This window comes from Halogranum roseipondis, assembly GCF_059695585.1.
In genome coordinates this window covers 3,128,678-3,151,516 of record NZ_CM185235.1, presented here as the reverse complement: position 1 = coordinate 3,151,516, position 22,839 = coordinate 3,128,678, and the positions used below count along the sequence as shown (strand labels likewise).

Sequence of the window (22,839 nt, the reverse complement as noted above, 5' to 3'; positions counted from 1 at the left end):
ATCCTCGTGGTGTCGGATGCAGACAATGCGGTTGATAAAGCTGCTCGTCTCTGACGACTCTCTGGAGTCGGCGCTCGACGTTCTGGAGTCTGAGAACATCGACCACGTGGTGACCAAGGAAGCAAGCGAGCGGAAGGACACGGCGCTCGTCGAGTTCCCCCTTCCGACACAGGCGGTCGAGTACGTGATGAACGAACTCCGCGAGGCAGGACTCGACGACCGCGAGTACACCGTCATCGCCAGCGCCGAGACGGCGAAGACGAGGAACTACTCGGAGCTCGAAGACCGGTTCGTCGCGGGCGTCGAGGAGGACGACTCGGTCGCCCCCGAGGAGATCCGCGCGAAGGCGCTCGACATGCACCGGACCGCCTTCACCTACTACGCGATGACGATCTTCAGCGCCATCGTCGCGGCGGCGGGACTGCTGTTGGACTCGCCTGCGGTCGTCGTCGGCGCGATGGTGATCGCCCCGCAGGTCGGATCGGCGCTCATCGCCAGCGTCGGAATGGCGCTGGACGATCGCCGGATGATCTGGCTGGGCTTTCGCGACCAGTTCGTCGGCCTCGGTCTCGCCATCGTCGGCGCGTTCGTCTTCGGCATCTCGTTGAAGAACGGCCAGATCGTCACGTCGGTGCTCGACGTCTCGACCGTCGGGCAGATCAGCAAGCGCATCTCGCCGGGACTGCTGTCGATGTCCGTCGCCTTCTGTGCCGGTGCGGCCGGAGCGTTCGGGCTGGCGACGGCGCTGCCGGTGTCGCTCGTCGGTGTCATGATCGCGGCAGCACTCATCCCGGCCGCCGCGGCCGTCGGTATCGGGTTCGCGTGGGGACTCCCGAGCGTCGCCCTCGGTGCGCTCGTCTTGCTCGTCGTCAACGCCGTCGCCGTCAACCTCGCCGGCTTCCTCGTCCTGTGGTACTTCGGCTACCGACCGATCGACTGGGAGGACGACGCCGCCGACGACATGATCAGCACGCTCCGCCGCTACACCCCGACCATCGTCGGCCTCCTCGTGCTCGTCACGACGTTCTCCGTCGCCGGGGGCCTCGTCGCCGCCGAGATCTCGTTCACCAACGACGTCAACACGGCCGTCGAAGACGTTCTGGAAGAGGATCAGTACAACGAACTCGAACTGACTCAGGTACAGGCGGAGGTGCAGCTCTCGCGACACGTCGGCGAGACGCCACAGGTGTCAGTCGTGCTCAGTCGTCCGGCAGACGCGCCCTACCCCGGTCTCGCAGACAGGCTCAAACAGCGGATCGTCGCGGAGACGGAGCGGCAGGTAGAGGTCCAAGTCGAGTTCGCCGACGTCCAGCGGACGGAACCGCCGGAGCAACGGGAGTAGGGGCTACTTCTTGTAGGGTTCACAGACCCGCTCGACGCCTTCCTCGAAGCTGATCTGTGGCTCCCAGCCGGTCTCGGCTTTGATCTTGCCGATGTCGGCCATCGTGTCGTGGACGTACACGTCGAACGGGTTCTCGACGTAGACGGGGTCGACGTCCGTGCCGAGGACGTCGTTTATCATCTCGACCATCGTGTTGAAGTCGTAGCTCTCGCCGGTGCCGAGGTTGTAGATGCCGTCCAGTTCGTGGTCGGCCGCGAGTTCGAGTCCGCGAACGACGTCGTCGACGTGGGTGAAATCGCGGGTCTGCGTCCCGTCGCCGAACAGTTCCGGCGACTCCCCGCGGGCGATCTGGTCGGCGAACTGCGCGACGGTGTTGGCGAACTCGCCTTTGTGTTCCTCGTTTCCGGCGAACCCCTGATAGACCGAAAAGAAGCGCATCCCGGCGAGGCTGAGGTCGTAGTGGTTGTGGAAGTACTCGGCGTAGCGTTCGCGGGCGAGTTTCGACGCCTCGTACCCCGTGCGCGCTTCGACCGGCATGTCTTCGGGGGACGGGTCGGTTCGACTGCCGTAGATAGAGGAGGTCGACGCGTAGACGACGGTGTCGCAACCGTCCTGTCGGGCCTGATCGACCGTGTTGACGAACCCTTCGACGTTGACGCGAGCGCCGGTCGTGGGGTCCTCCTCGTGCATCTTGTAGGAGGAGAGCGCCGCGAGGTGGAACACGACGTCGACGTCGGTCGGGAGGTCGTCGTCGAGGACGCTCGCGTCGACGAACTCGACGTCGTCGTGGAGGTTCTCGGGCGTCCCGAGATACAGGTCGTCGACGGCGACGACGTCGTTGTCGGCCGCGAGATAGTTCGCGAGGTTCGACCCGATGAACCCCGCACCGCCGGTGACGAGGACACGTTTTCCGTTCATGTACGTAGGCCCCGTGGGGAGGGGGAAAGTGTTGTCGCTCCGTCCGGTCGGTCGGGTGCGTCACCGCAGAGATGTCAAATACATTGTCTGTCAAGTTAGAGGACGGTTACGGGTGTCGAGAACTCAGTCGCTCACCGTGGTATCCATCGCATTTAAGAACATCAATCCCGAATATGACCGTATGTCATCAATCGAACTGACACCGAGTCAGAAACAGATTCTCACGGCCCTGATAAATCTCTATCGGGAGTCCGAGTCCGCGGTCAAGGGGGAGGACATCGCCGGCGAAGTGAACCGCAACCCCGGGACGATCCGCAACCAGATGCAGAGCCTGAAGGCGCTCCAGCTGGTCGAGGGCGTCCCCGGTCCGAAAGGTGGCTACAAACCGACCGCGAACGCCTACGAGGCGCTCGACATCCAGGAGATGGACGAGCCGGCGACCGTCCCACTCTACCACGAGGGCGAACTCGTCACCGAGGCGAACGTCGAGGGGATCGATCTCTCCAGCGTCCACCACCCCGAGAAGTGTCGCGCGGAGATCCACGTACAGGGCTCCGTTCGCGACTTCCACGAGGGCGACAAGGTGACGGTCGGGCCGACGCCGCTGTCGAAGCTCGTCATCGAGGGCGTCCTCGACGGCAAAGACGACACCAGCAACGTCCTCATCCTCATCATCGAGGACATGACGGCTCCGACCGAAGAGCCGGAACACTGAACTGACTCGCGTTCTCGAAGCGATTCTCTCTTCTCTCTCCTCCGAGCGGTGCGTATCGCCGTCGGCCGGAGCGGCCGACGACCGAGAGCAGACTCGGCGTCCAGTGTACCGAGAGCGGCGTCGCGAGGTGAGATGCAGAGCGATCGAAGCGAACTGAGAAAGAGAGAGAGAGAACAGCGAACGGGGTGGTCTACGAGTCGAGTTACAGGTCGTCCCAGGCGTCGAACGCACGCTTGGCCGAGGAGACGTCCGCGATCCAGCGGGCGGCGATACCCTTCTTCAGCAGTTTCGCGCCGGGTCCGCCGAAGGTGTTGATCGGGACGCCCTGGACGTCGTGGGCGACCGCCTTGTCGCCGACGGAGATGACAGTCCCCTTGTCGTTGTGGGTCCACGTCTTCAGCGGCCCACCGCGGACGGAACGGACGAGGTTCTGCCCGGCGATCTCGGCGGCCTGCCAGGCGGCCTGCGCGGTCGGCGGGGCGACGGTGTCGTCGCCCTGGTCGACCAGCGCGGAGTCGCCGATGGCGAAGACGCGGTCGTCGCTCGTCTGGAAGTCCTGGTCGGCGAAGATGCGGTTCGAACGCTCGTCTTTGTCGACGTTGGCCTCGGCGACCTCCTCTTGACCCGTGATACCGCCGGTCCAGACGAGCACGTCGTAGTCGAGTTCCTCGGGGGCTTCGTCCTCGCCGCCGCCGAGGGAGATGGTCTCCTCGTCGACCTTCGAGATGAAGTCGCCCGTGAGGATGTCGACGTCGGCGTCCTGCAGACGCTTCCGGAGCGCACCCTGTACCTCGGGGTCCTGTCCGGGGAAGATCTCGTCGAGACCCTCGACGATCTTGATGTCGACGGGTGCGCGGTGTTTGTCGCGGAACGCCGCGATCTCGCCGGCGCACTGGATCCCCGAGAGACCCGCGCCGCCGACGACGATCTGCGCCGGTTCGCTGCGGGAGGCCTCTTCGGCGGCGGTCTTGACCGACTCGTGGATCTCGCGGGCGTCGTCGAGGCCCTTCAGCGTGAGCGAGTACTCTTCGAGGCCCTCGATGCCGTAGAAGGCGGTCGCGCTCCCGAGGGCGACGAGGAGGTAGTCGTAGTCGACGGCGGTGTCGTCGGCGAGTTCGACGGTTCGCTCGTCGGTGTCGACGTTCTCGACGTGTCCCTCGACGAAGTTCGTCGACGGCGACTTGATCTCGTCGACCGGGATGGCGATGTTCGACTCGACGGACGGCTTCCGGATCACCCGGTGGACCTCGTGGAGCACGAGGTGGTAGTCCTGCTCCGAGATCCAGGTGAGTTCGGCCTCGTCGTCGTCGATCTCCTTCTCGAACGATCGTACTGCGCCGGCCCCAGCGTAGCCCGCACCGAGGACGACGACCTGCGTAGTCATACGCGACAGTCCGAAGGCATGAGATAAATGGGCTTTGGAACCGGCCGCCGGAGAGACGGCAGATGTTGCCGTACGCGCCCGAAAACGGTCGATTTGTGTGGTAACGAGTGTCGTGGTCTACCGGCTCACTCCAGCGAGAGACCGGCGTGCCAGTGGTCGACGCCCGCCTCGCGTTTCACCTCGTCCATCCGGGCGAGCAGTTTGACGGCGAGACTCGCCGTCTCGGCCGCGTTCGACTCGCCTTCGGTCCGGAACTCGCCGGTGACGCGGTTCGCGTAGACGGAGCAGACCGCGCCGGCCCGGAGGCCGTAGACGTTGGCGACGGTGAGCAGCGCCGACGCCTCCATCTCGATGTTCTTGACGTTCGCCTCCCGTAACTCCTCGACGAGCGACTCGCTGCCGGCGGCACGGAACCCCTCGAACCCGGGGCGGCCCTGTCCGGCGTAGAAGGAGTCGGCGCTCATCGTCAGCCCGACGTGGTAGTCGTGACCGAGTCGTTCGGCGGCGGCGACGAGCGCGGAGACGACCTCCTGGTCGGCGACGGCGGGGTAGTCCTCGCGGACGTAGGCCTTGCTCGTCCCCTCCTGTCGGACTGCACCGGAGGTGATGACGAGATCGCCCACCGCCATGTCGGGCTGGATGGCACCGCAGGAGCCGACGCGGATGAACGTGTCGGCGTCGACGCGGGCGAGTTCCTCGAGCGCGATGGCGGCGGAGGGGCTGCCGATCCCCGTCGACGTGACCGAGATGGGCGTCCCCTCGTAGCTCCCCGTCGCGGTCCGGTACTCGCGGTGGTAGGCGACCTCCTCGTAGTCGTCCCAGAGTGCCGTGATCTTGTCGACGCGCTCGGGGTTCCCCGGGAGCAGGACGGCGTTCGCGACGTCGCCGGGTTCGAGTTCGACGTGGTACTGGAACTCCTCGTTCGGGTCTTCGCTGTCGTCGACCATGATACAGAAGGTGACGAAAGACGATGTAAAAGCGTTTGGCTCTCGTCGCTACTCGCGTTGCTCCTTGGCCGCCTCCAGCGTCCCGAGCGAGATGGTGTTCGGGAGCAGTTCTCCCAGCGTGTACTCGGTCGTCTCTCCGTCTCCTTCGTCGCAGACGACGGGCAGATCCTCGTCGCAGAACTCCGCGAGCGTCTGTCGACACATCCCGCAGGGGGTGACGCCGTCGCGGACGCCGGAGGTGACCGCGAGACGGTCGAACTCGGTGTAGCCGTTCTTGACGGCCTCGGCGACGGCGACCTCCTCGGCGTGGAGGCTGTTGCTGTAGTTGGCGTTCTCGATGTTGCAGCCGACGAAGACGGTGCCGTCGGTCGTTCGGAGCGCCGCCCCGACGCGGTACTCGGAGTACGGAACGTGAGCGTTGTCGAGGGCGTCGCGGGCCTGCCGAATCAGGTCGTCGGTCATGGCTGGGCGTTCGCACAGGGACGGTTTATAGGCCCCGACGGAGGACAGAGAGAAAGAGTCTATACCGGTCGGTCCCGACTCCGAGACGTGAACGACGAACGTACCGGACGGGAGGTCCTGCTCGTCGTCGGCGGCGTCGTGGTAGGGTTGGCGGGTCTCATCGGCTTCTTCATCGGGTCGAACAGCGCGGCGTCGTCGCCGACGTTCGAGGTGTTCGAGACGGTGGCGTTGCCGACGACGCCCGTGAGCGTCGCGCTCTACGGGATGCTCTTCACGGGTCTCGTCCTCGGCGGACTGTTCGTCGCGGTCGAGGCCGCCTCGCGCTACGACGACCCGTAACCGAGCGCGTCAAGCGCGGTCCTTTTGTCACCGGAGCACGGAGTCAGCGTATGGCCACGCCTGCGAGCGAGCGGGACGCACCTCCACACGAGAGCGAGAACCGGAACCGCAAGCGCGCCGCGCTCGCCGTCTTCCCCTTCCTCGTCATCGGCGTCGGGAACGTGATCCTCATCCTGCTGATGGGGATGGAGAAGCTCTGGGGGTTCGCGCTGCTCCCGCCGGTGCTGTTCTGTTCGGTGCTCGCGTGGATCGTCTTCAGCACCGACTTCCTCGACGACCGGACCTGAGCTCCGCCGACGGGGCTCAGCGGCCCGTGTCGTACTTGTAGGTTGCCCGTTCGGGGTCGATCCCGAAGTCCTCGGCCGTCTCCTCGGGTTCCGCCGTCTCCTCGATCGGCGCGGCGTCTTTGAACGCCTCCCTGAGTCGCGGCGGCATCTCGAACTCGTCGACGTCGACGACGGTCCCGACGACCCCCTCGTCGACGGTCTCCCGTTTCTCCGAGAACCGTTCGCGTAGCCTGGGAGGCAGGTCGGCCGACTCGACGGGGTCGAAGCCGAACTGGACGAGGTAGTTGGGCTGGTCGGTGATCGAGTAGACGTGGTCGAACCCCTCGGCGCTGGCCTTGTCGACGAGGCGTTCGACGACGTGTGCGCCGACGCCCTGTCCGCGCCAGGCCTCTAGAACGCCGATGCCGGTCAGCTCGCAGACGTCGCTCTCGTCGGATTTGTGAATACGGATCCGTCCGAACCCGGCCCGCTCGTCAGTCTCCTCGTCGACCGCGATGACGTAGTCCCGCGAGCGGAACGCGACGTCGTCGAGACCCATCGCCTCGATGTGGTCGAGCAGCCAAACCTCGTCGCGGTTCTTGGCATCACGGACGTACATGCCACCTCTTAGCACCCAAACCGATAAAAAGTGTTTGCCGGACGGCGATTCGTCGACCTACACGGACGTTCGTGCGGAAAGTTACTTGATACGGGGGAGAAAAGACCTGGACATGACGACGGTGCCAGACACCGACGAGATCGTGCACGAACCGAGCCGGGAGTTCGTCGAGTCGACGAACGTCTGGCAGTTCATGCAACAGTACGGGATCGACGACTACGAGGAACTGATCGCCCGTACCTGTACGGACGTCGAGGGCGTCGAGGACAGCGGCGTCGAGTGGTTCTGGGACGAGTTGGTCGACTATCTCGACGTCGAGTTCTACGAGGACTACGACAGCGTCCGAGACGACTCTGAAGGGCCGCAGTTCTCCGATTGGTACCCCGGCGGGAAGATCAACGTCGCCCACAACACGCTCGACAGGCACGCCGCCGTCGACAGCGAGAAACGGAACAAAGTCGCCTGCATCTGGGAGGGCGAGGACGGCGACGTCCGGGAGGCCACCTACCACGAACTCCACCGCCAGGCCAACAAGGTCGCGAACTATCTGGAGTCCGTCGGCCTCGACACCGGCGACACCGTCGGCCTCTACATGCCGATGGTTCCCGAAGTCATCTCGATCCTCTACGGCTGTTTCAAAGTCGGAGCCATCGCAGTACCCATCTTCTCCGGGTTCGGCGTCGACGCGACGGCGACACGTATCGCGGACTCCGAGTGTTCGGTGCTGTTCACCGGCGACGGCTTCCAGCGCCGCGGCAGCGAGGTGTTCCTGAAAGGTGCCGCAGACGACGCCATCGAGGAAGCGGACTACGTCGAGCACACGGTGGTCTTCGACCGGTTAGGCGCGAGTGACGACGCCAGTGACACAGAAGTACCGTGGGACGCCGACCGCGACGAGTGGTGGTCCGAGGCGGTCGAACCGCAGGACGACGCCTACGACACCAAGGAACTCCCCTCCGACCAGGAGTCGATGCTGCTGTACTCCTCGGGGACGACAGGGAAACCGAAGGGTATCGTCCACACCCACGCGGGCGTCCAGCTGCAGACGGCCAAGGAGATCCACTTCGGCTTCGACCAGAAGCCCTCGGACCGTTTCTTCTGGGTATCCGACATCGGCTGGATGATGGGACCGTGGACGCTCATCGGCAACCACACCTTCGGCGGCACCATCTTCATGTACGAGGGCGCGCCCGACTACCCCGAACCGGACCGCTTCTGGGCGATGATCGACCGCCACAAGCTGACGACGTTCGGCATCTCGCCCACTGCCATCCGCGCGCTCCGGAAGTACGACGACGAGTGGGTCGAGAAACACGACCTCTCGTCGCTTCGCTTGCTCGGGTCGACCGGCGAACCGTGGGACCCCGAGTCCTGGCAGTGGTTCTACGAGAAAGTGGGACGAAGCGAAGCGCCGATCATCAACATCTCCGGCGGTACCGAGATCTGCGGCTGCTTCCTCATGCCGATGCCGACCCAGCCGCTGAAGCCCTGCTCGCTCGGCGGACCAGGGTTGGGAATGAACATCGACGTCGTGAACTCACAGGGCGAGTCAGTCGCCGACGACCACGAACGCGGCTTCCTCGTCGCCCGCGACTCCTGTCCCTCGATGACGAAATCGCTGTGGGAGGGCGACGAACGCTACCTGAACACCTACTGGTCGACGTTCCAAGACCCGCCGATGTGGGACCACGGCGACTGGGCCCAGAAAGACGCCGACGGCTTCTGGTTCCTGCACGGCCGCGCCGACGACGCGCTCAACGTCGCCGGACGCAAGGTCGGCCCCGCCGAGGTCGAGGGCGCGCTCATCGAACACGAGAGCGTCAACCAGGCCGCCGCCGTCGGCGTCCCCGACGACACCACCGGCACCGCCGTCGTCGCCTACGTCGTCCTCGAAGATGGCGTCGACGAGAGCGACGACCTACGGGAAGAGCTACGGGCGCTCGTCGGCGAAGAGTTGGGCAAACCGTTCCGCCCGCGCGAGGTACTGTTCGTCGACGAGTTCCCCAAGACCCAGTCGGGGAAGATCATCCGTCGGGCCATCTCCGCGCTCTATCAGGGCGAGGAACTCGGCGACATGAGCAGCATCGAGAACCCCGAGGCGTTAGAGAAGATCGAGAACGCGAAGTAGAACCCGAACGGGCTTGATGAGGTTGTCCGTTCGGGCAGTCAGTGACGAGCAGTCAGCCGATCAGTGACGACCGTTCAGTCAGCCAGCGGCGACCCCACGCCGTCGGACCAGACGCCGGTCGTGAAGTCGACCGCGCCGTTCCACTTCGCGACGGCGGTCGTCACCGCGAGGTCGCCGGTGACGTTGACCATCGTCCGGAGACGGTCGAGGATGGGGTCGACGCCGGCGACGACGCCGACGATCTCCAGCGGCAGTCCCAGTTGCGTGAGCACGAGCGTCAGCATGATGAGCCCCGATCCGGGGACGCCCGCGGTGCCGATACTCGCGAGGACGGCGACGGAGACGACGGCGAACTGGTCGGCCAGCGTGAGGTTGACGCCGACGACGTTGGCCGCGAAGACCGCCGCGACCCCCTGATACATCGCCGTGCCGTCCATGTTGATCGTCGCACCGAGCGGAAGCGTGAAGCCGTAGACGCGCTCTGCGACGCCGAGGTTCTCGTCGGCGTCCGACATCGTCACCGGGAGCGTCCCGCTCGACGAACGGATGCTGAGTGCGGTGACCATCGCCTCGCGAGCGCCCGAGAGGAACGAGAGCGGCGACTGGCCGAGGATGCCGACGACGAACCCGCCGAGGTAGACGACGCCGATGTGGACGACGGCGGCGACGAGCATCGTCACGATGAGCAGTGCGAACGGGACGATGGCGTCGACGCCGGCCGCCCCGAAGACGCTCGCCATGAGCGCGAAGACGCCGAGGACGCCGAACTCCATCACGCCCCAGACGACCTTGAACATCGCCTCGGCGCCCGCCTCCGCGAGATCGAAGAAGCTCTCGATACCGCGGGAGACCGCCGGGTCGTCGGTTTCTTCCTGGACGAGCGCCAGGGCGAGGCCGAAGACGACGACGAAGAAGATGGTCGGCAACACCGACCCCTCGGCCATCGCGCCCAGCGGGTTCGTCGGGACGATGTTCAGGACGACCTCCGTGGCCGACGGCGCCTCCGCGCTCTGTGGCTCCGCCTCGGCGAGCAGGCTCTCCAGCCCTCGCGACCCCGGCTGGATCGCGTTGGAGACGGCGAGGCCGACCGCGACGGCGACGGCGGAGGTGACCGCGTACAGCGCGACGACCTGCCCGCCGAGTTTCCCCAGCGTCGACGGCGTCAGCTGTCTGACCCCCATCAACAGCGTGAACACGACGATGGGGACGATGAGCATCGTCAGCAGTCGGACGAACAGGTCGCCGATCGGCTGCAGGACGGTCGCGGGCTCGCCGACGGCGAGCCCGAGAAGCGATCCGAGTACGAATGCGATCCCGATGCGGTAGACGATACCGACAGAGCGGTACGTCTTCCACGTCGAGACAATGGGATTAGATGTCATAACACGGTCTGTCGTACGGTTCGACAAACCCTGCCATAAGTATTAATACAGAATTCGAGTCGAAAATCGTGATACAACGCGGCGGTCTTCGGAGAGGAGAGCCCAGTTCAGGAGCCGTCCCACTCCTCGCGGAGCAGTCCGTAGACGACGACGTCCTCGTAGTCGCCGCGGACGAACCGGTGGCCGCGCATCGTCCCCTCGTGGGTGAACCCCAGTGACTCGAGCAGTCTCCACGAGGCGTCGTTGTACTCGTACGCCTGCGCCCAGAGCCCGTTGACGGCGTACGTCTCGAAGACGTAGTCGACGAGTAGTTCCAGTGCCTCGACGGCGTACCCCTGGCCCTGAAAGTCGGGCGCGACCCAGTAGGAGAGTTCGGGCCGGGTGTACTCGATGTTCTTCGCGCTGACCGCGCCGATGGGTTCGGGGTCGGCGGCGTCGGTGTCGTGACCGCCTGCTTCAGCTTCGCTGCCGTCGCCTCCGCGGACGTCGCTCTCGTCGTCCCCGTCGAGGCAGACGAGCAGGTTGACGCTCTCGTCGCTCTCGAACCAGTTCTCGAAGCTCTCCTCGACCTGTGTCTCGTTTCTGGGAGCGTCCATGCCGAGCGGGACGCGGACCCGAGGGTCGTTGTGCCACCGCTCGAAGAACGACGCGTCGTCGCGGTCGATGGCTCGGAGGGTCAGACGGTCACCACGGAGGAACGCAGAGCCTGGCATCACTCTCCAGACGGACAGAGTTATAAAATAGTTCGTTGAGACGTGGTATCACGGGACAGTCGACGCGCCCACGAGACGACCCTCGGGGACACAAGCGTCGTCGGCGTCAGCGTCGGTGACGGCGAGGGTACCCTGTGAGTCATCGTCGTCGGGATCCGGAAACACGACCGTCGCACCGACCGAGAGCGGCGCGAGGACACCCGCCACGACGGTTCCCGGGTCCGCGAGCGACGCGCGGACGACGACCTCGTCCGCGTCCGTGAGTTCGAAGTCGGCGACGACGCGGTCGGCAGCGTCGAGGAGCGTCCGGTGAGTGTAGGTGTCGTCGCCGACAGCGAGGACGGCGGTGTCGGAGTCGACGTCGGTCGGCGGAAATGCGGGGTTCTCGCTCCAGACCTCTTTCTCCCAGTGCGAGGTGCCGGGGTCGGTCGGCGGGCCGCCGTAGACGACGCGTTTCGTGCCGGGGACGTCGGCGAACTCGCTCTCGCGTCGCTGGGGGACGACGACCGCCCGGACGTCGCCGTCGCTAGGGTCGAACGTGGTCGTCGCACCGTGGAGTGCGGCTCCGAAGAACGTCAGGAGCGGCTCGGGGAGCGAATCCGGTTCGATGGCGACGCGCCCGCCGCCGCGGACGCCGAGGAAACTCAGGAAGTTGCCCGCCTTCCACGCCGTGGTACAGAAGTCGTGGTAACTGTAGTCTCGCTCGAGCGACGGGACGCGGAGTGCGAGCGCCGACGACCGACGGTCGCGGGCGACGAGGTCACCGAGGGTGTTCACGGCGCACGCTACGGGAGAGCGACGCAAAAGACCGCCGGACTCGAGCGGAGGCCGGCGGACCACCTGTTTCCTCGCAGAACGGGACAGTCTTCGAGACCGTTCTCTCGTGCGTTCGTGGCATTACTAGTGATTCACAAAATCGGGGCGAATAGTTAACAGTCAATCATTTACATCCCCTCCCCAACACAGTTGATGGGTGTGCACACATACCAATGAGAGCAGTTGTCTACCAGGGACCGAAGGAAGTAGCGATCGAAGACGTCGACGAACCGGAGCTCCAGCATCCGAACGACATCGTCGTCGACATCACGACGAGCGCCATCTGCGGCTCGGACCTCCACATGTACGAGGGCCGGACCGCCGCCGAGGAGGGGATCGTGTTCGGACACGAGAACATGGGGATCGTCGAGGAGGTCGGCGACGGCGTGTCGACACTCGAGGAGGGCGACCGCGTGGTGATGCCGTTCAACGTCGCCTGCGGGTTCTGTCGGAACTGTGAGAACGGCTACACCGGCTTCTGTACCAACGTCAACCCCGGGTTCGCCGGGGGTGCCTACGGCTACGTCGCCATGGGACCGTATCAGGGGGGACAGGCGGAGAAACTCCGCGTCCCGTACGCGGACTTCAACGCGCTCAAACTCCCAGAGGGTGACGAGCACGAGGACTCCTTCTCGCTGCTGGCCGACATCTTCCCGACGGGATGGCACGGCACCGAACTGGCGAACCTGAGTCCGGGCGAGTCCGTCGCCATCTTCGGTGCCGGACCGGTCGGCCTCATGGCTGCCTACAGCGCGAAGATCAAGGGTGCGGCGGAGATCTACGTGGTCGACCGCGTCGAGAGCCGTCTCGACCTCGCGGAGGAACACTGCGACGCGACGGCGATCAACTTCGAGGATTCGGACCCGGTCGAACAGATCAAACAGGAACACGGCGACATGGTCGACAAGGGCGTCGACGCGGTCGGCTACCAGGCGATCGACCCGGAGACCGACCCCAGCGACGACGCCTACGACCCCGCTCGGGAGAACCCGGCGGTCGTCCTCAATCAGCTGATCCAGGTCGTCCGCCCGACCGGCGAACTCGGCGTCCCCGGGCTGTACGTCCCCTCGGACCCCGGTGCACCCGACGAGATGGCCGCACAGGGTCGGCTCGGCATCGACTTCGGGAAGCTGTTCGAGAAGGGGCTGAAGGTCGGCACCGGTCAGTGTAACGTCAAGCAGTACAACCGCGAACTGCGCGACCTCATCATCGAGGGACGGGCGGACCCGAGTTTCGTCGTCTCCCACCGCGTCGGGCTCGACGAGGCCCCGGAGATGTACGAGAAGTTCGACAAGCGCGAAGAGGGCGTGACGAAGGTGCTCCTCGAACCCTAAACTAGGAGCGCATCCACGCCTCGGGGTGCTCGTCCCTGAGATGTCGCTGGTACAGCTCGACGATCTCCGCGTACGACCCCGCGACGACCTGCCAGTCGCAGTGGGGACACGTTCCAGTCATCGCCATCGTGCGTTCTGACCCCCGATGCGTCCGGCGCACCGAGAGCTTCGATAGTTGCCCTACGTGCCCGACGGATTAATCCCTCTCGTCGCCAACTACCCACCACCGATGTGTCAGTACTGTATGTACAACGCCAAGGGATGGACACAACTCCTCCAGTACGACGACGTCTACCAGGAGGCGATCGCCGGGGTGGCCGAGAGCGAGTCGACGTACGGCTTCCACGAGTCGTGGGACGACCTCAAAGCCGACCTCATGTCGTAGGGAACGGGTCGTCGAACGCCTCCGCCGCGATCTCCTCGGCGGTCGCGAGACAGTCGTCGAGCGACGCCGCGAGCGCGTCGGCGTCGAGGTCGGTGCCGATGAACACCAGTCGCGTCTCCGGGTCGTCCCCCTCGTCCCACGTCCCGATGGGTCCGGCCTGTATCGACGGCCCGGCCTGACTCAACCCCATGACGGTGTCGGGTCGTCCAGCGAGCCGGAAGAATCCCTTCGCGCGGACGACGTTGCCGTCCCAGTCGTCGAGCCACACGTCCAACCGTTCTGGGTGGAACGGTTCGCGGCGACGGTAGACGGTCGAGGCGACGCCGTGGCGCTCGGCGGTCGAGGGGTGGTCGTGGTCGTCGCCGTCGGCGTCTCCGTGGCCGTGGTCGTCCGCGAGCCGTCGCTTCCAGCCGACCTCTCGCTGGGCCCGCTCGAAGTCGAACCGGCCGGTTCCGAGGACGCGCGCGGGGTCGACCGCCGAATATTCGGTTCGGACGACGTCGGCGCGCGGTTGGAGCTCCTCGACGATGGCCTCGATCCGGTCGAGTTCCTCGTCCGGAACCATGTCGCATTTGTTCAACAACAGGACGTCGCAGAACTCGATGCTGTCGACGAGGACGTCCGCGAACGGCCGGTCGGGCGTGCGCATCCGGTCGGGGAGTCCCTCCTCGACGTCGAACTCCTTCCAGAAGCCGTAGGCGTCGACGACCGAGACGGTCGTGTCGAGACGGTAGTAGTCGGTGGGGTCGACGTCGCTCTCGTCGGACCCGACGGTGAACGTCTGGGCGATCGGTATCGGTTCGCTGATGCCGGAGGCCTCGACGAGGAGGTAGTCGAACGACCGCGTCTCGGCCAACCGCTTCACCTCGGTGAGGAGATCCGACTGGAGTCGACAGCAGATACAGCCGTTCGAGAGGTCGATCACGCCGTCGTCGGCCGACAGTGAACCGTCGGCGTCGACACCCTCGTCGTCGGCCGACAGTGAACCGTCGGCGTCGACACCCTCGTCGTCGGCCGACAGTGAGTCGTCGGCGTCGACACCACTGTCGGCGATGAGTTCGGCGTCGATGTTGACCTCGCCCATGTCGTTGACGACGACGGCGATCTCGTGGCCCTGCGGATCGTTCAGCAGGTGGTTGACGAGCGTCGTCTTCCCCGACCCGAGGTAGCCGCTGACGACCGTGACGGGGATCGTCCCGCTGTCCGGTCCGTCTGGTGTGTCACTCATTCTCCCAGTACGAGTTGACACGAACGGCAGTTATCCCTATCGGTGTCGTGGGTCGGGTTCGCACGGCCCTGCTCACGGCGCGCCGACGACGAGAAGCGTGCTCTCGACGTCGCCGACGCGTAACTGGCGAACTTCGTCGGGCGAGACTCGAACGGCGTCGCCCACCCCGAGCGCCAGCGTCTCGTCACCGACGGTGAGGGTAGCCTCGCCGTCGACGAGGACGTAGACCTCCTCGTGGTCGGACTCGACGTGGTCGTGTTCCTTCCCGCTCCACCCCGGTTCGGCCTCGACGACGGTGACGCCGAGGTTCTCGCAGTCGAGCGCGTCGCGGAGGAAGTACATCGACTCGCTGATCGGTTCGACGTCGTGGTAGTTGGCTTTCGTGTACGTCATCCTGTCGGAGTTGGATTCGTGGTAGCAAATAGCTTGCACCGAGCGTCGCCGGTGTCGTCGGAAGGCGACATGGAGTGGCGTGCAGACGGTTACCACGGCGTGAGCGGGGGCGGTTACCAGGTGGTTGTCCGAGAGTTAAGAGAGAGCATAGCACGGTAGAGGTATGTACTCCCCAGGGCACGTCGGCATCGCACTGCTATGTTTCACTCCCGTCGCGACGCTGCTTCACCGTTACGGGTTGCACCGAGCAGTGCACGTGGGGACGGTCGGCTTTCTGCTGACGGCGTCGGCACCCGACGTCGACCTCTATCTCGCGGCCGTCCCCCACCGGGGGGTGACACACACGATGACCGCCGCCGTCGCCGTCGGCGTGCTGTTCGGCGTCGTCGGTGCGCTCGTCCGTGCCCCCGGGTTCCGGCGACGTCGACACGACTTCCTCTTCGCGTTTCTGGTGGGGACGGTCGGGATCGGGACACATCTTCTCGGCGACGTCGTCACTCCGATGGGCATCCATCCGTTCGCCCCCGTCTTCGACGCTCACTACACGCTGAACCTGGTCCGCGCGAGCGATCCGGCCGCCAACGCCGGGTTGCTCGCCACCGGTCTCGCCGCGTACCGCCTGTACGGCGACGCCGCTCGCCTCCTCGACCGGACACCGCTGGCGGCGACGCGAGTGTCGACGGTGGGAGAGGCAGACAACGATCCGGTCTGACCCTCAGAAGGAGTTCTTGATCTTCTCGAAGAAGCCCTCTTTCACCTCGACCTCGTCGCCGCCGGCCTCGGCGAACTGCTTGAGCGCCTCCTTCTGCTCTCTGTTGAGGCTCTCGGGCGTGACGACCTGCACCTGCACGTAGAGGTCTCCCTGCCCGCGCCGCTGGAGACGAGGCATCCCTTTCCCCTTGAGGCGGAACGTCTCGCCGCTCTGAGTCCCTTCGGGGACGTCCATCTCGACGGTGCCGTCGAGCGTCTCGACGTCGACCGTCGCGCCGAACGCGGCCTGCGGGAAGGAGATGGGGAGTTGGACGTAGAGGTCGTCGCCCTCGCGACGGAGCGTCTCGTGGTCGGCGATCTGGATCTCGATGAGGAGATCGCCGTTCGGACCGCCGTTCTCGCCGGGTGCGCCCTCCCGCTCCATCCGGAGGCTCTGCCCGTCGCGGATGCCCGCCGGAATGTCGACCGAGAGCGTCGCCTCGTTGCGGACCTGTCCGTCGCCGCCGCAGGTGCTACAGGTCTCGCTGTAGAGTTCGCCGTCGCCGCCACAGTGACGGCAGGTCTGGGTCTGCTGCATCCGGCCGAACGGCGTCTGCTGAACGGTCGTCGTCTGTCCCTGCCCGTTACACTCGGGACAGGTCTCGACGTCGGCGTCCGCGGGGTGGCCCTTCCCCTCGCAGTCGGGACACCGCTCCGGACGGGTGACGGTCACCTGCTTCTCGACGCCCTCGTAGGCGTCTTCGAGGTCGAGCGTCAGGCGCGTGCGGAGATCTGCACCCTTCTGCGGGCGGTTACCGCGCTGGCCGCCGCCACCGCCGTTGAACAGGTTGTTGAAGATGTCCTCGAAGCCGCCCATTCCGCCACCCATCCCGCCACCGCCGCCGAACGGGTTGCCGCGCTGGCCACCGCCACCGCCGTCGAAACCGCCGCGCTTCTCGGCCTGCTCGAAGCGGTCGTGGCCCATGCGGTCGTACGCCGAGCGTTTCTCCTCGTCGGAGAGCACCTCCTTGGCCTTCTTCACCTTCTTGAACTTCTCCTCGGCGTTGGGGTCGTCGCTGACGTCCGGATGGTACTCGGTCGCCTTCTTCCGGTAGGCCTTCTTGATCTCGTCCTCGTCGGCATCCCGGGAGACCCCGAGCACGTCGTAGAAGTCCTCGCTCATCAGTTGTTCCATCCGTTATCGGTCGAACTACTTGAAAAGCGCGGCTTGGTCGACGACGTTCTCGAAGGACGGAACGTACCGACCGAGAGCGTCGAACCGAGAGTCTTCGACCGCTTCGTCCCCAACGCACCGTTTCCTGGTCGGCAGTCGGGACGAAACGATGCAGTGGCACCTGCCGGTTCGGTGTCTCGTCTCTGTCCGAACTGCTCGGCTCACTCCGACCGGTCCCAGACGAGCGCGTCGTGCGCCTCGTAGAACCGGCGGACTCGGTCGTCCGCGAGCAACGGTCGGTGGACCTGCAGCGACTTCGAACCGGGGTAGCTGTTCGCCTCGATGATCTTGAACCCTCCCTCTCCGTCCGTCGGGACGACGTCCCAGCCGACGTAGGGGACGTGGGGGAACGCCGCCGCCATCTCGAGAAGCTTCTCTCGGATGGTCTCCCACCCGGGCACCGACCGGCCCGCGATGGGCGTTCCGGTGTCCGGGTGGCTCTCGTGCCACACGAGGCGAGTCGACTCGGGGAGCTGGACGGCCTCGCCGAGTTCGCCGGTCTCGACGTCGAGTTCGGCGTTGAGACCTCCCTGCGAGAAGTTGTCCATCGGGAGCGACCGCTTCGACCCCATCCGCTGGATGGCGATGGGGACGAACGGTTCGCCTGCCTCGGCGTCGTACATCGTGATGACCCGCAGCGTGTTCGGCGTCTCGGGGAACAGCCGCGCGCTGAACTCGCTCTGTTCGACGAACTCACAGACGAGATACTCCTCGTGGTCTGCGACCGTCCGGCCGAACGCTTCCGGCGACATGCGCTCGCCGTTGACCACGGCGGTGCCGTCGTCCCACTCACAGATGAGGACGTTGTTGCCGCCACCGCCCTTGATCCACTTCAGCACGAGGCGTCCCTCCCGGCGAAGCAGCGCCGGAACACGTTCGGCTGCGTCCGCAGCGTGTCGACCGTCGGTCGCGACGCCGCTCGGGACGTCGCCCTCGGTCAGCGACCCGCCGTCGGTGGCTGCCGGACGAAGTGCGTCGACGGGGTGAAAACGACCGTTCTTCAACAGGCCGTAGACTGCCGGTCGGTGTTCGTCGAACGACTGGAGCATCCAGTGGAAGACGAGCTTGTTGTCCAGCGAGATGGTCCACTGTCCGTTGATCTGTTTCGTCTTCACGAATCGCTCGACGTCCGAGAGATACTGCCGGTGTGTCCGCTCGTTCAGCTCGTAGAGGTAGTCCGAGCGGCTGAGAAAGCCGCGTCGCCAGAGCCACAACCGCCGCGACAGCGGACGTTCGTACGTCTCGTACCCCTCCGTCTCCGTCTGGAGGAGTTCCTGAAACTTGCGAGCAGATATGTAGGCATCTCTAATTTTCATCTCTACAGATGAGTCTCGGAGCCATTTACCTCCTGTGGCCGTGAGAGTCGGCGGACCCGACGCCTCGGATGCGTCGGTCGGAGAAATACCGAACGGCTCCGAGCGGTACAGAGTGGAGACGTGCGGCGTCTGATGTGCGTCAGACGGCTCCACCGTCGGTAAGAGAGGACGGGGGTGGCGAGACGGAGACTACTTCTCGTCGTTTTCGTCGCTTTCGTCTACATCTTCGAAGTCGGCGTCGACGTACTCGTCGCCGCCGTCGCTGTCGGCACCGCCCGGGCCACCCGGACCGCCTGCGCCGCCCATGTCACCCATGCCAGCGCCGCCGCCCATGCCGCCGGCACCGCCGGGACCGGCCTGTGCCTGCTGGGCCTGCTGCTGGTACATCTGCTTGCCGATCTCCTGCAGTTCCGTCGAGAGCGACTCGGTCGCCTCCTCGAGCTCCTCGGTCGTCGCGTCGTCGTCCTCGAGGGTCCCCTCGACGTCCTCGATGGCGGCCTCGATGTCCGCGCGGAGGTCGTCGTCGACCTGCTCTTCGTTCTCCTCGAGCAGCGAGTTGGCGCGCTGGACGGCGCTCTCGGCGTTGTTCCGCGCCTCGATGCGCTCGCGACGTTCCTTGTCCTCCTCGGCGTGCTGTTCGGCCTCCTCCTGCATCCGGTCGATCTCCTCGTCGGAGAGGCCCGCGCCGCCCTCGATGGTGATCGACTCGGCGTTGCCGGAGCCCTTGTCTTCGGCTTCGACGTTGACGATCCCGTTCTCGTCGATGTTGAAGCCGACCTCGATCTGCGGCGTGCCCGCCGGGGACGGCGGGATGCCGGTCAGCTGGAACTCGCCGAGCAGTTCGTTCTCCTCGGCGATCTCGCGTTCACCCTGGAAGACGCGGACCTGCACGGAGGTCTGGTTGTCCGCGGCCGTGGTGAAGATCTTCGACTCCTCGGTCGGGATGGTGGTGTTCTTCTCGATGAGTCGCTCGAACAGCCCACCTTTCACCTCGATACCGAGCGAGAGCGGCGTCACGTCGAGTAGGACGATGTCGTCGACCTCGCCGCCGAGGACGCCACCCTGGATGGCCGCGCCGAGTGCGACGGCCTCGTCGGGGTTGACGTTCTTCTTCGGCTCCTTGCCGAGCAGCTCCTCGACCTGCTCTTGGACCTGCGGCATCCGGGTCGACCCGCCGACGAGGATGACCTCGTCGATGTCGTCTTTGTCGTAGCCGGCGTCTTCGAGCGCCTGCTCCGTCGGACCGACGGTGCGCTCGATGAGGTCCGACGTCAGCGACTCGAACTTCGCGCGTGTGAGCGACTGTTCGAGGTGAACCGGGCCGGAGTCGGTCGCCGTGATGAACGGCAGGTTGATGTCCGTCTCCTTCCGGGAGCTGAGTTCGATCTTCGCCTCCTCGGCGGCGTCCTTCAGTCGCTGGAGCGCCTGGCGGTCCTCGCGGAGGTCGATACCGTGGTTGTTCTGGAACTCCTCGGCGAGGTGGTCGATGATGGCCTCGTCCCAGTCGTCGCCGCCGAGGCTGTTGTCCCCGTTCGTCGCGACGACCTCGTAGACGCCGCCGCCGAGGTCCAGCACCGAGACGTCGAACGTCCCGCCACCGAGGTCGAAGACGAGTACGGTCTGGTCGGAGTCGTCGTCGAGACCGTACGCCATCGACGCGGCCGTCGGCTCGTTGACGATGCGCTCGACCTCGAAGCCGGCGATCTCGCCGGCGTCCTTCGTCGCCTGTCGCTGCTTGTCGTTGAAGTACGCGGGGACCGTGATGACGGCCTTCTCGACGTCGTCGCCGAGATAGTCCTCGGCGTCGCGCTTGATCTTCTGGAGGATCATCGCCGAGATCTGCTCGGGGGTGTACTCCTCACCCTCGACGTCGACGGTGTAGTCCTCCTCGCCCATGTGCCGTTTGATGGAGCGGAACGTCTGGTCGGGGTTCTGGATGGCCTGGTTCTTCGCCGGCTTACCGACCAGTCGCTCGTCGTCGTCCGTGAAGGCGACGACGGATGGGGTGGTCCGGTCACCCTCCGCGTTCACGATGATTTCGGGGTCGCCTCCCTCCATCACGGCGAACGCGCTGTTCGTGGTACCAAGGTCGATACCGAGAATCTTGTTGCTCGCCATGTTGCTTCCAGATACCGGCTTGCCGCGGTTAAAGGTTACTAGATGAGACGAGATTGCGTCAACAGACAACTCGCCGCAGTCTTGCGGTTTCGGACTCCGTCGAGACAGACCGTCCGGGAGCTTTATATCGAACCGCGAACCGGGGGTTCGGTGGTGTCAGAAGTTCGAACGCTCGTCGTCCCGGTGACGTCACGGTACCGGTTCGAGTCGGGAACACGGGTCGGAGAACGGTGTCGGAGAAGCGGGTCGCGGTCGCCCTACTCGCCGTCGCTGACGGTGATCTGCGCCGCGCGGATGACCTTGTCGCCCATCTCGTAGCCGGCCTGGAAGACGTCGGCGACGGTTCCTTCGGGGTGCTCGCTGTCGACGCGCATCATCACCTCGTGACGCTGCGGGTCGACGTCGGCACCGGGGTCGGGGTCGATGACCTCGACGTTCTCGCTCGTGAGGATGCGGTCGAACTCTTCGAGCGTCGACTCGACGCCCGGGCGGATGTCGGCGTCCTCGTCCTGGTCGAGCGCGCGCACGAGGTTGTCACGAACGGAGACGACTCGCTCCACGAAGTCCTCGGTGGCACGCTCGCGGATCTGGTCCTGTTTCTTCTTGGCGCGTTTCTTGTAGTTCTGGAAGTCCGCCTGCTTGCGTTTGAGCTTCCCCTCCAACTCCTCGACCCGCTCGTCGCGGCTCTCGACCTCCGACTCGAGGTGAGTGACGCGCGACTGGAGGTCGCGAACCTCGGCGGCGAGTTCGTCGTCGTACTCGGCGACGCGGGCAGCGATGTCGACCTGCTGGGCCTCGTCGGCGTCGGCCGACTCCGCCGCTTCGACGTCGTCGACAGGCACCTCTTCGACCTGGTCTGCGTCGGGAGCCTCGTCTGTCATGGTCGGAAGAAACGTCCGACGGGGTATAAGGTTGTAGATGTGGTACGCGGAGTCGCCTCGCGCGTCCGGAACCCGCGACGCTGGCGAGAGTTATGGACGGCTATTTGTGGGTGTAGTTATCACCCGTGTCATCTTAATTACTCCGAAGGAAATTTTAATTATTTCGATATCGTGAACTGATTCGCTATGTCCGGAGACAACCACGACGTGAACCGGCGGCGGTTCCTGCAAGGGACGGGTATCGCAGTCACCGGGGCTGCGCTGAGTAGCCAGGCGGTCGTCGCAGACGACGGGGCGGAAAACGACAAGCGGGAGGACCGCGATGAGACGGACGAGACGATGCACAGAGACGACGGCCGACCGACGACGATCGCCCACCGCGGGTTCGCCGGGACGTACCCCGAGAACACGGTCGGTGCGGTCGAGATGGCGGCGAGAGGGGGACCGCAGGGCGGTGCGGAGATGGTCGAGATCGACGTCGTGCCGACCGCCGACGGCGACGTAGTCGTCTTCCACGACGACCGACTCAGCAGTCGCGACGGCGGCGAACGGGGGCTGACCGACACCGAGGGCGTCGTCTGGGAGACGTCGACCGACGTCGTCACGAGCGCGGAAGTGCTCGACAGCGGGGAAACGGTGCCGCTCCTCTCCGACGTGCTCGACGCGCTGCCGAGTTCGGTCGGCGTCAACGTCGAGTTCAAGAACCCCGGGTCGTTCGACGTGCGGTTCGCCGAGAACCTCTCGGGCGACGCGCTGGAGACACAGAAGGACGTCTGGCGACCGTTCACCGAGGACGTGCTCGCCGTCGTCGACGACTACGACAACGACGTGCTCGTCTCGTCGTTCTACGAGGCGGCGCTCGCGACGGTCCGCGAGGCCGACCCGTCGATCCCGGTGGCATTCCTCTTCTGGGACGACATCGAGGCAGGGCTGGAGATCACGCGAACGTACGACTGCGAGGCGCTCCACCCGCCGTACAATCTCGTGAAGGGGACGCCGTTCTTCGGCGACGAGTACTACACGAGCGGTCCCTATGCCGACGTCGACCTCGTCGAGGTCGCTCACGACGAGGGTCGAGAAGTCAACGTCTGGACGATCGGTACGTGGTATCAGGCGCAGGAGCTGACAAAGGCCGGCGTCGACGGCCTCATCGCCGACTACCCCGGACTGGGCGGGTTCGGCGGCTGCTGATCGGGGTTGTCGTAGAACGGCGTCTATTTTTACGTGCG

General features: G+C 65.4%; 24 protein-coding genes. 9 read left to right on the top strand and 15 right to left on the bottom strand.

The genetic code is table 11. The features are described 5' to 3' along the window. Nucleotides 1–25 precede the first annotated feature (25 nt). Nucleotides 26–1,342: a TIGR00341 family protein gene (locus EOHIBHHM_RS16470; protein ID WP_497252490.1), complete on the top strand. Its 1,317-nt coding sequence runs from the start codon at nucleotides 26–28 to the stop codon at nucleotides 1,340–1,342. A 3-nt stretch (nucleotides 1,343–1,345) separates the two neighbouring features. On the opposite strand, the gene EOHIBHHM_RS16465 is transcribed toward EOHIBHHM_RS16470, so the two are convergent. Continuing rightward, nucleotides 1,346–2,260 (bottom strand): NAD-dependent epimerase/dehydratase family protein, encoded by a 915-nt coding sequence (locus EOHIBHHM_RS16465; protein WP_497252488.1) that lies wholly within the window; start codon nucleotides 2,258–2,260, stop codon nucleotides 1,346–1,348. Nucleotides 2,261–2,441: 181 nt separating this feature from the next. On the opposite strand from EOHIBHHM_RS16465, the gene EOHIBHHM_RS16460 reads away from it, so the two are divergent. Beyond that, nucleotides 2,442–2,975: an Rrf2 family transcriptional regulator gene (locus EOHIBHHM_RS16460; RefSeq protein WP_497252486.1), complete on the top strand. Its 534-nt coding sequence runs from the start codon at nucleotides 2,442–2,444 to the stop codon at nucleotides 2,973–2,975. Nucleotides 2,976–3,177: 202 nt separating this feature from the next. Here the strand turns inward: EOHIBHHM_RS16460 and EOHIBHHM_RS16455 are convergent, their stop codons facing one another. The 3 genes from EOHIBHHM_RS16455 to cdd all read right to left on the bottom strand — a co-directional run bounded on the left by EOHIBHHM_RS16455 (nucleotide 3,178) and on the right by cdd (nucleotide 5,768). Next, nucleotides 3,178–4,359, bottom strand: a complete 1,182-nt coding sequence (locus tag EOHIBHHM_RS16455) for an NAD(P)/FAD-dependent oxidoreductase (RefSeq protein WP_497252484.1) — start codon at nucleotides 4,357–4,359, stop codon at nucleotides 3,178–3,180. A 125-nt stretch (nucleotides 4,360–4,484) separates the two neighbouring features. Beyond that, nucleotides 4,485–5,306 (bottom strand): nucleoside phosphorylase, encoded by an 822-nt coding sequence (locus EOHIBHHM_RS16450; protein WP_497252482.1) that lies wholly within the window; start codon nucleotides 5,304–5,306, stop codon nucleotides 4,485–4,487. A 48-nt stretch (nucleotides 5,307–5,354) separates the two neighbouring features. Beyond that, entirely contained in the window at nucleotides 5,355–5,768 is a 414-nt protein-coding gene (gene cdd, locus EOHIBHHM_RS16445) for a cytidine deaminase (RefSeq protein ID WP_497252480.1), read from the bottom strand. Nucleotides 5,769–5,855: 87 nt separating this feature from the next. Between cdd and EOHIBHHM_RS16440 the strand changes: the two genes are divergently transcribed. Both EOHIBHHM_RS16440 and EOHIBHHM_RS16435 read left to right on the top strand, forming a co-directional pair. Then, nucleotides 5,856–6,107: a DUF7520 family protein gene (locus EOHIBHHM_RS16440; RefSeq protein WP_497252478.1), complete on the top strand. Its 252-nt coding sequence runs from the start codon at nucleotides 5,856–5,858 to the stop codon at nucleotides 6,105–6,107. A 50-nt stretch (nucleotides 6,108–6,157) separates the two neighbouring features. After that, a complete protein-coding gene (locus EOHIBHHM_RS16435) occupies nucleotides 6,158–6,394 on the top strand; it encodes a DUF8142 family protein (protein WP_089824684.1) in 237 nt (78 codons plus the stop codon). A 16-nt stretch (nucleotides 6,395–6,410) separates the two neighbouring features. Here the strand turns inward: EOHIBHHM_RS16435 and EOHIBHHM_RS16430 are convergent, their stop codons facing one another. Continuing rightward, the gene (locus EOHIBHHM_RS16430; protein ID WP_497252476.1) at nucleotides 6,411–6,992 is read right to left on the bottom strand and encodes a GNAT family N-acetyltransferase; all 582 of its coding nucleotides are present in this window, start codon (nucleotides 6,990–6,992) and stop codon (nucleotides 6,411–6,413) included. A 112-nt stretch (nucleotides 6,993–7,104) separates the two neighbouring features. Between EOHIBHHM_RS16430 and EOHIBHHM_RS16425 the strand changes: the two genes are divergently transcribed. Beyond that, on the top strand, nucleotides 7,105–9,120 hold the full coding sequence (locus EOHIBHHM_RS16425) for an AMP-binding protein (RefSeq protein ID WP_497252474.1): 2,016 nt from the start codon (nucleotides 7,105–7,107) through the stop codon (nucleotides 9,118–9,120). Between the two features lie 74 nt (nucleotides 9,121–9,194). On the opposite strand, the gene EOHIBHHM_RS16420 is transcribed toward EOHIBHHM_RS16425, so the two are convergent. The 3 genes from EOHIBHHM_RS16420 to EOHIBHHM_RS16410 form a co-directional block, all read right to left on the bottom strand. After that, nucleotides 9,195–10,502: a dicarboxylate/amino acid:cation symporter gene (locus EOHIBHHM_RS16420; RefSeq protein WP_497252472.1), complete on the bottom strand. Its 1,308-nt coding sequence runs from the start codon at nucleotides 10,500–10,502 to the stop codon at nucleotides 9,195–9,197. 107 nt (nucleotides 10,503–10,609) lie between these two features. Continuing rightward, nucleotides 10,610–11,215 carry a GNAT family N-acetyltransferase gene (locus tag EOHIBHHM_RS16415; protein WP_497252470.1) on the bottom strand — a complete coding sequence of 202 codons (606 nt, stop codon included), beginning with the start codon at nucleotides 11,213–11,215 and terminating at the stop codon, nucleotides 10,610–10,612. A gap of 48 nt (nucleotides 11,216–11,263) precedes the next feature. Further along, a complete protein-coding gene (locus EOHIBHHM_RS16410; protein WP_497252468.1) occupies nucleotides 11,264–11,992 on the bottom strand; it encodes an acyl-CoA synthetase family protein in 729 nt (242 codons plus the stop codon). A 212-nt stretch (nucleotides 11,993–12,204) separates the two neighbouring features. On the opposite strand from EOHIBHHM_RS16410, the gene EOHIBHHM_RS16405 reads away from it, so the two are divergent. Further along, on the top strand, nucleotides 12,205–13,365 hold the full coding sequence (locus tag EOHIBHHM_RS16405; RefSeq protein WP_497252466.1) for a glutathione-independent formaldehyde dehydrogenase: 1,161 nt from the start codon (nucleotides 12,205–12,207) through the stop codon (nucleotides 13,363–13,365). A 1-nt stretch (nucleotide 13,366) separates the two neighbouring features. Here EOHIBHHM_RS16405 and EOHIBHHM_RS16400 read toward each other — a convergent pair whose 3' ends face one another. Continuing rightward, nucleotides 13,367–13,486, bottom strand: a complete 120-nt coding sequence (locus EOHIBHHM_RS16400) for a DUF1059 domain-containing protein (protein ID WP_497252464.1) — start codon at nucleotides 13,484–13,486, stop codon at nucleotides 13,367–13,369. A 108-nt stretch (nucleotides 13,487–13,594) separates the two neighbouring features. Here EOHIBHHM_RS16400 and EOHIBHHM_RS16395 point away from each other — a divergent pair, with 108 nt between their 5' ends. After that, on the top strand, nucleotides 13,595–13,750 hold the full coding sequence (locus EOHIBHHM_RS16395; protein WP_497252462.1) for a hypothetical protein: 156 nt from the start codon (nucleotides 13,595–13,597) through the stop codon (nucleotides 13,748–13,750). Here EOHIBHHM_RS16395 and EOHIBHHM_RS16390 read toward each other — a convergent pair. Both EOHIBHHM_RS16390 and EOHIBHHM_RS16385 read right to left on the bottom strand, forming a co-directional pair. Beyond that, a complete protein-coding gene (locus tag EOHIBHHM_RS16390) occupies nucleotides 13,740–14,978 on the bottom strand; it encodes a CobW family GTP-binding protein (protein ID WP_497252460.1) in 1,239 nt (412 codons plus the stop codon). The genes EOHIBHHM_RS16395 and EOHIBHHM_RS16390 overlap by 11 nt on opposite strands. 72 nt (nucleotides 14,979–15,050) lie before the next feature. Continuing rightward, nucleotides 15,051–15,371 (bottom strand): cupin domain-containing protein, encoded by a 321-nt coding sequence (locus EOHIBHHM_RS16385; RefSeq protein WP_497252458.1) that lies wholly within the window; start codon nucleotides 15,369–15,371, stop codon nucleotides 15,051–15,053. Nucleotides 15,372–15,534: 163 nt separating this feature from the next. Between EOHIBHHM_RS16385 and EOHIBHHM_RS16380 the strand changes: the two genes are divergently transcribed. Beyond that, nucleotides 15,535–16,083, top strand: a complete 549-nt coding sequence (locus tag EOHIBHHM_RS16380; RefSeq protein WP_497252456.1) for a metal-dependent hydrolase — start codon at nucleotides 15,535–15,537, stop codon at nucleotides 16,081–16,083. 3 nt (nucleotides 16,084–16,086) lie between these two features. On the opposite strand, the gene dnaJ is transcribed toward EOHIBHHM_RS16380, so the two are convergent. The 4 genes from dnaJ to EOHIBHHM_RS16360 all read right to left on the bottom strand — a co-directional run bounded on the left by dnaJ (nucleotide 16,087) and on the right by EOHIBHHM_RS16360 (nucleotide 21,610). Further along, the gene (dnaJ, locus tag EOHIBHHM_RS16375; protein WP_497252454.1) at nucleotides 16,087–17,244 is read right to left on the bottom strand and encodes a molecular chaperone DnaJ; all 1,158 of its coding nucleotides are present in this window, start codon (nucleotides 17,242–17,244) and stop codon (nucleotides 16,087–16,089) included. Between the two features lie 212 nt (nucleotides 17,245–17,456). Beyond that, nucleotides 17,457–18,611, bottom strand: a complete 1,155-nt coding sequence (locus tag EOHIBHHM_RS16370; protein ID WP_497252452.1) for a sugar-transfer associated ATP-grasp domain-containing protein — start codon at nucleotides 18,609–18,611, stop codon at nucleotides 17,457–17,459. Between the two features lie 189 nt (nucleotides 18,612–18,800). Next, nucleotides 18,801–20,729: a molecular chaperone DnaK gene (dnaK, locus tag EOHIBHHM_RS16365; RefSeq protein ID WP_497252450.1), complete on the bottom strand. Its 1,929-nt coding sequence runs from the start codon at nucleotides 20,727–20,729 to the stop codon at nucleotides 18,801–18,803. A 257-nt stretch (nucleotides 20,730–20,986) separates the two neighbouring features. Next, nucleotides 20,987–21,610: a nucleotide exchange factor GrpE gene (locus EOHIBHHM_RS16360; RefSeq protein ID WP_497252448.1), complete on the bottom strand. Its 624-nt coding sequence runs from the start codon at nucleotides 21,608–21,610 to the stop codon at nucleotides 20,987–20,989. Nucleotides 21,611–21,796: 186 nt separating this feature from the next. Between EOHIBHHM_RS16360 and EOHIBHHM_RS16355 the strand changes: the two genes are divergently transcribed. Next, a complete protein-coding gene (locus EOHIBHHM_RS16355; RefSeq protein WP_497252446.1) occupies nucleotides 21,797–22,801 on the top strand; it encodes a glycerophosphodiester phosphodiesterase in 1,005 nt (334 codons plus the stop codon). Nucleotides 22,802–22,839: the final 38 nt, after the last annotated feature.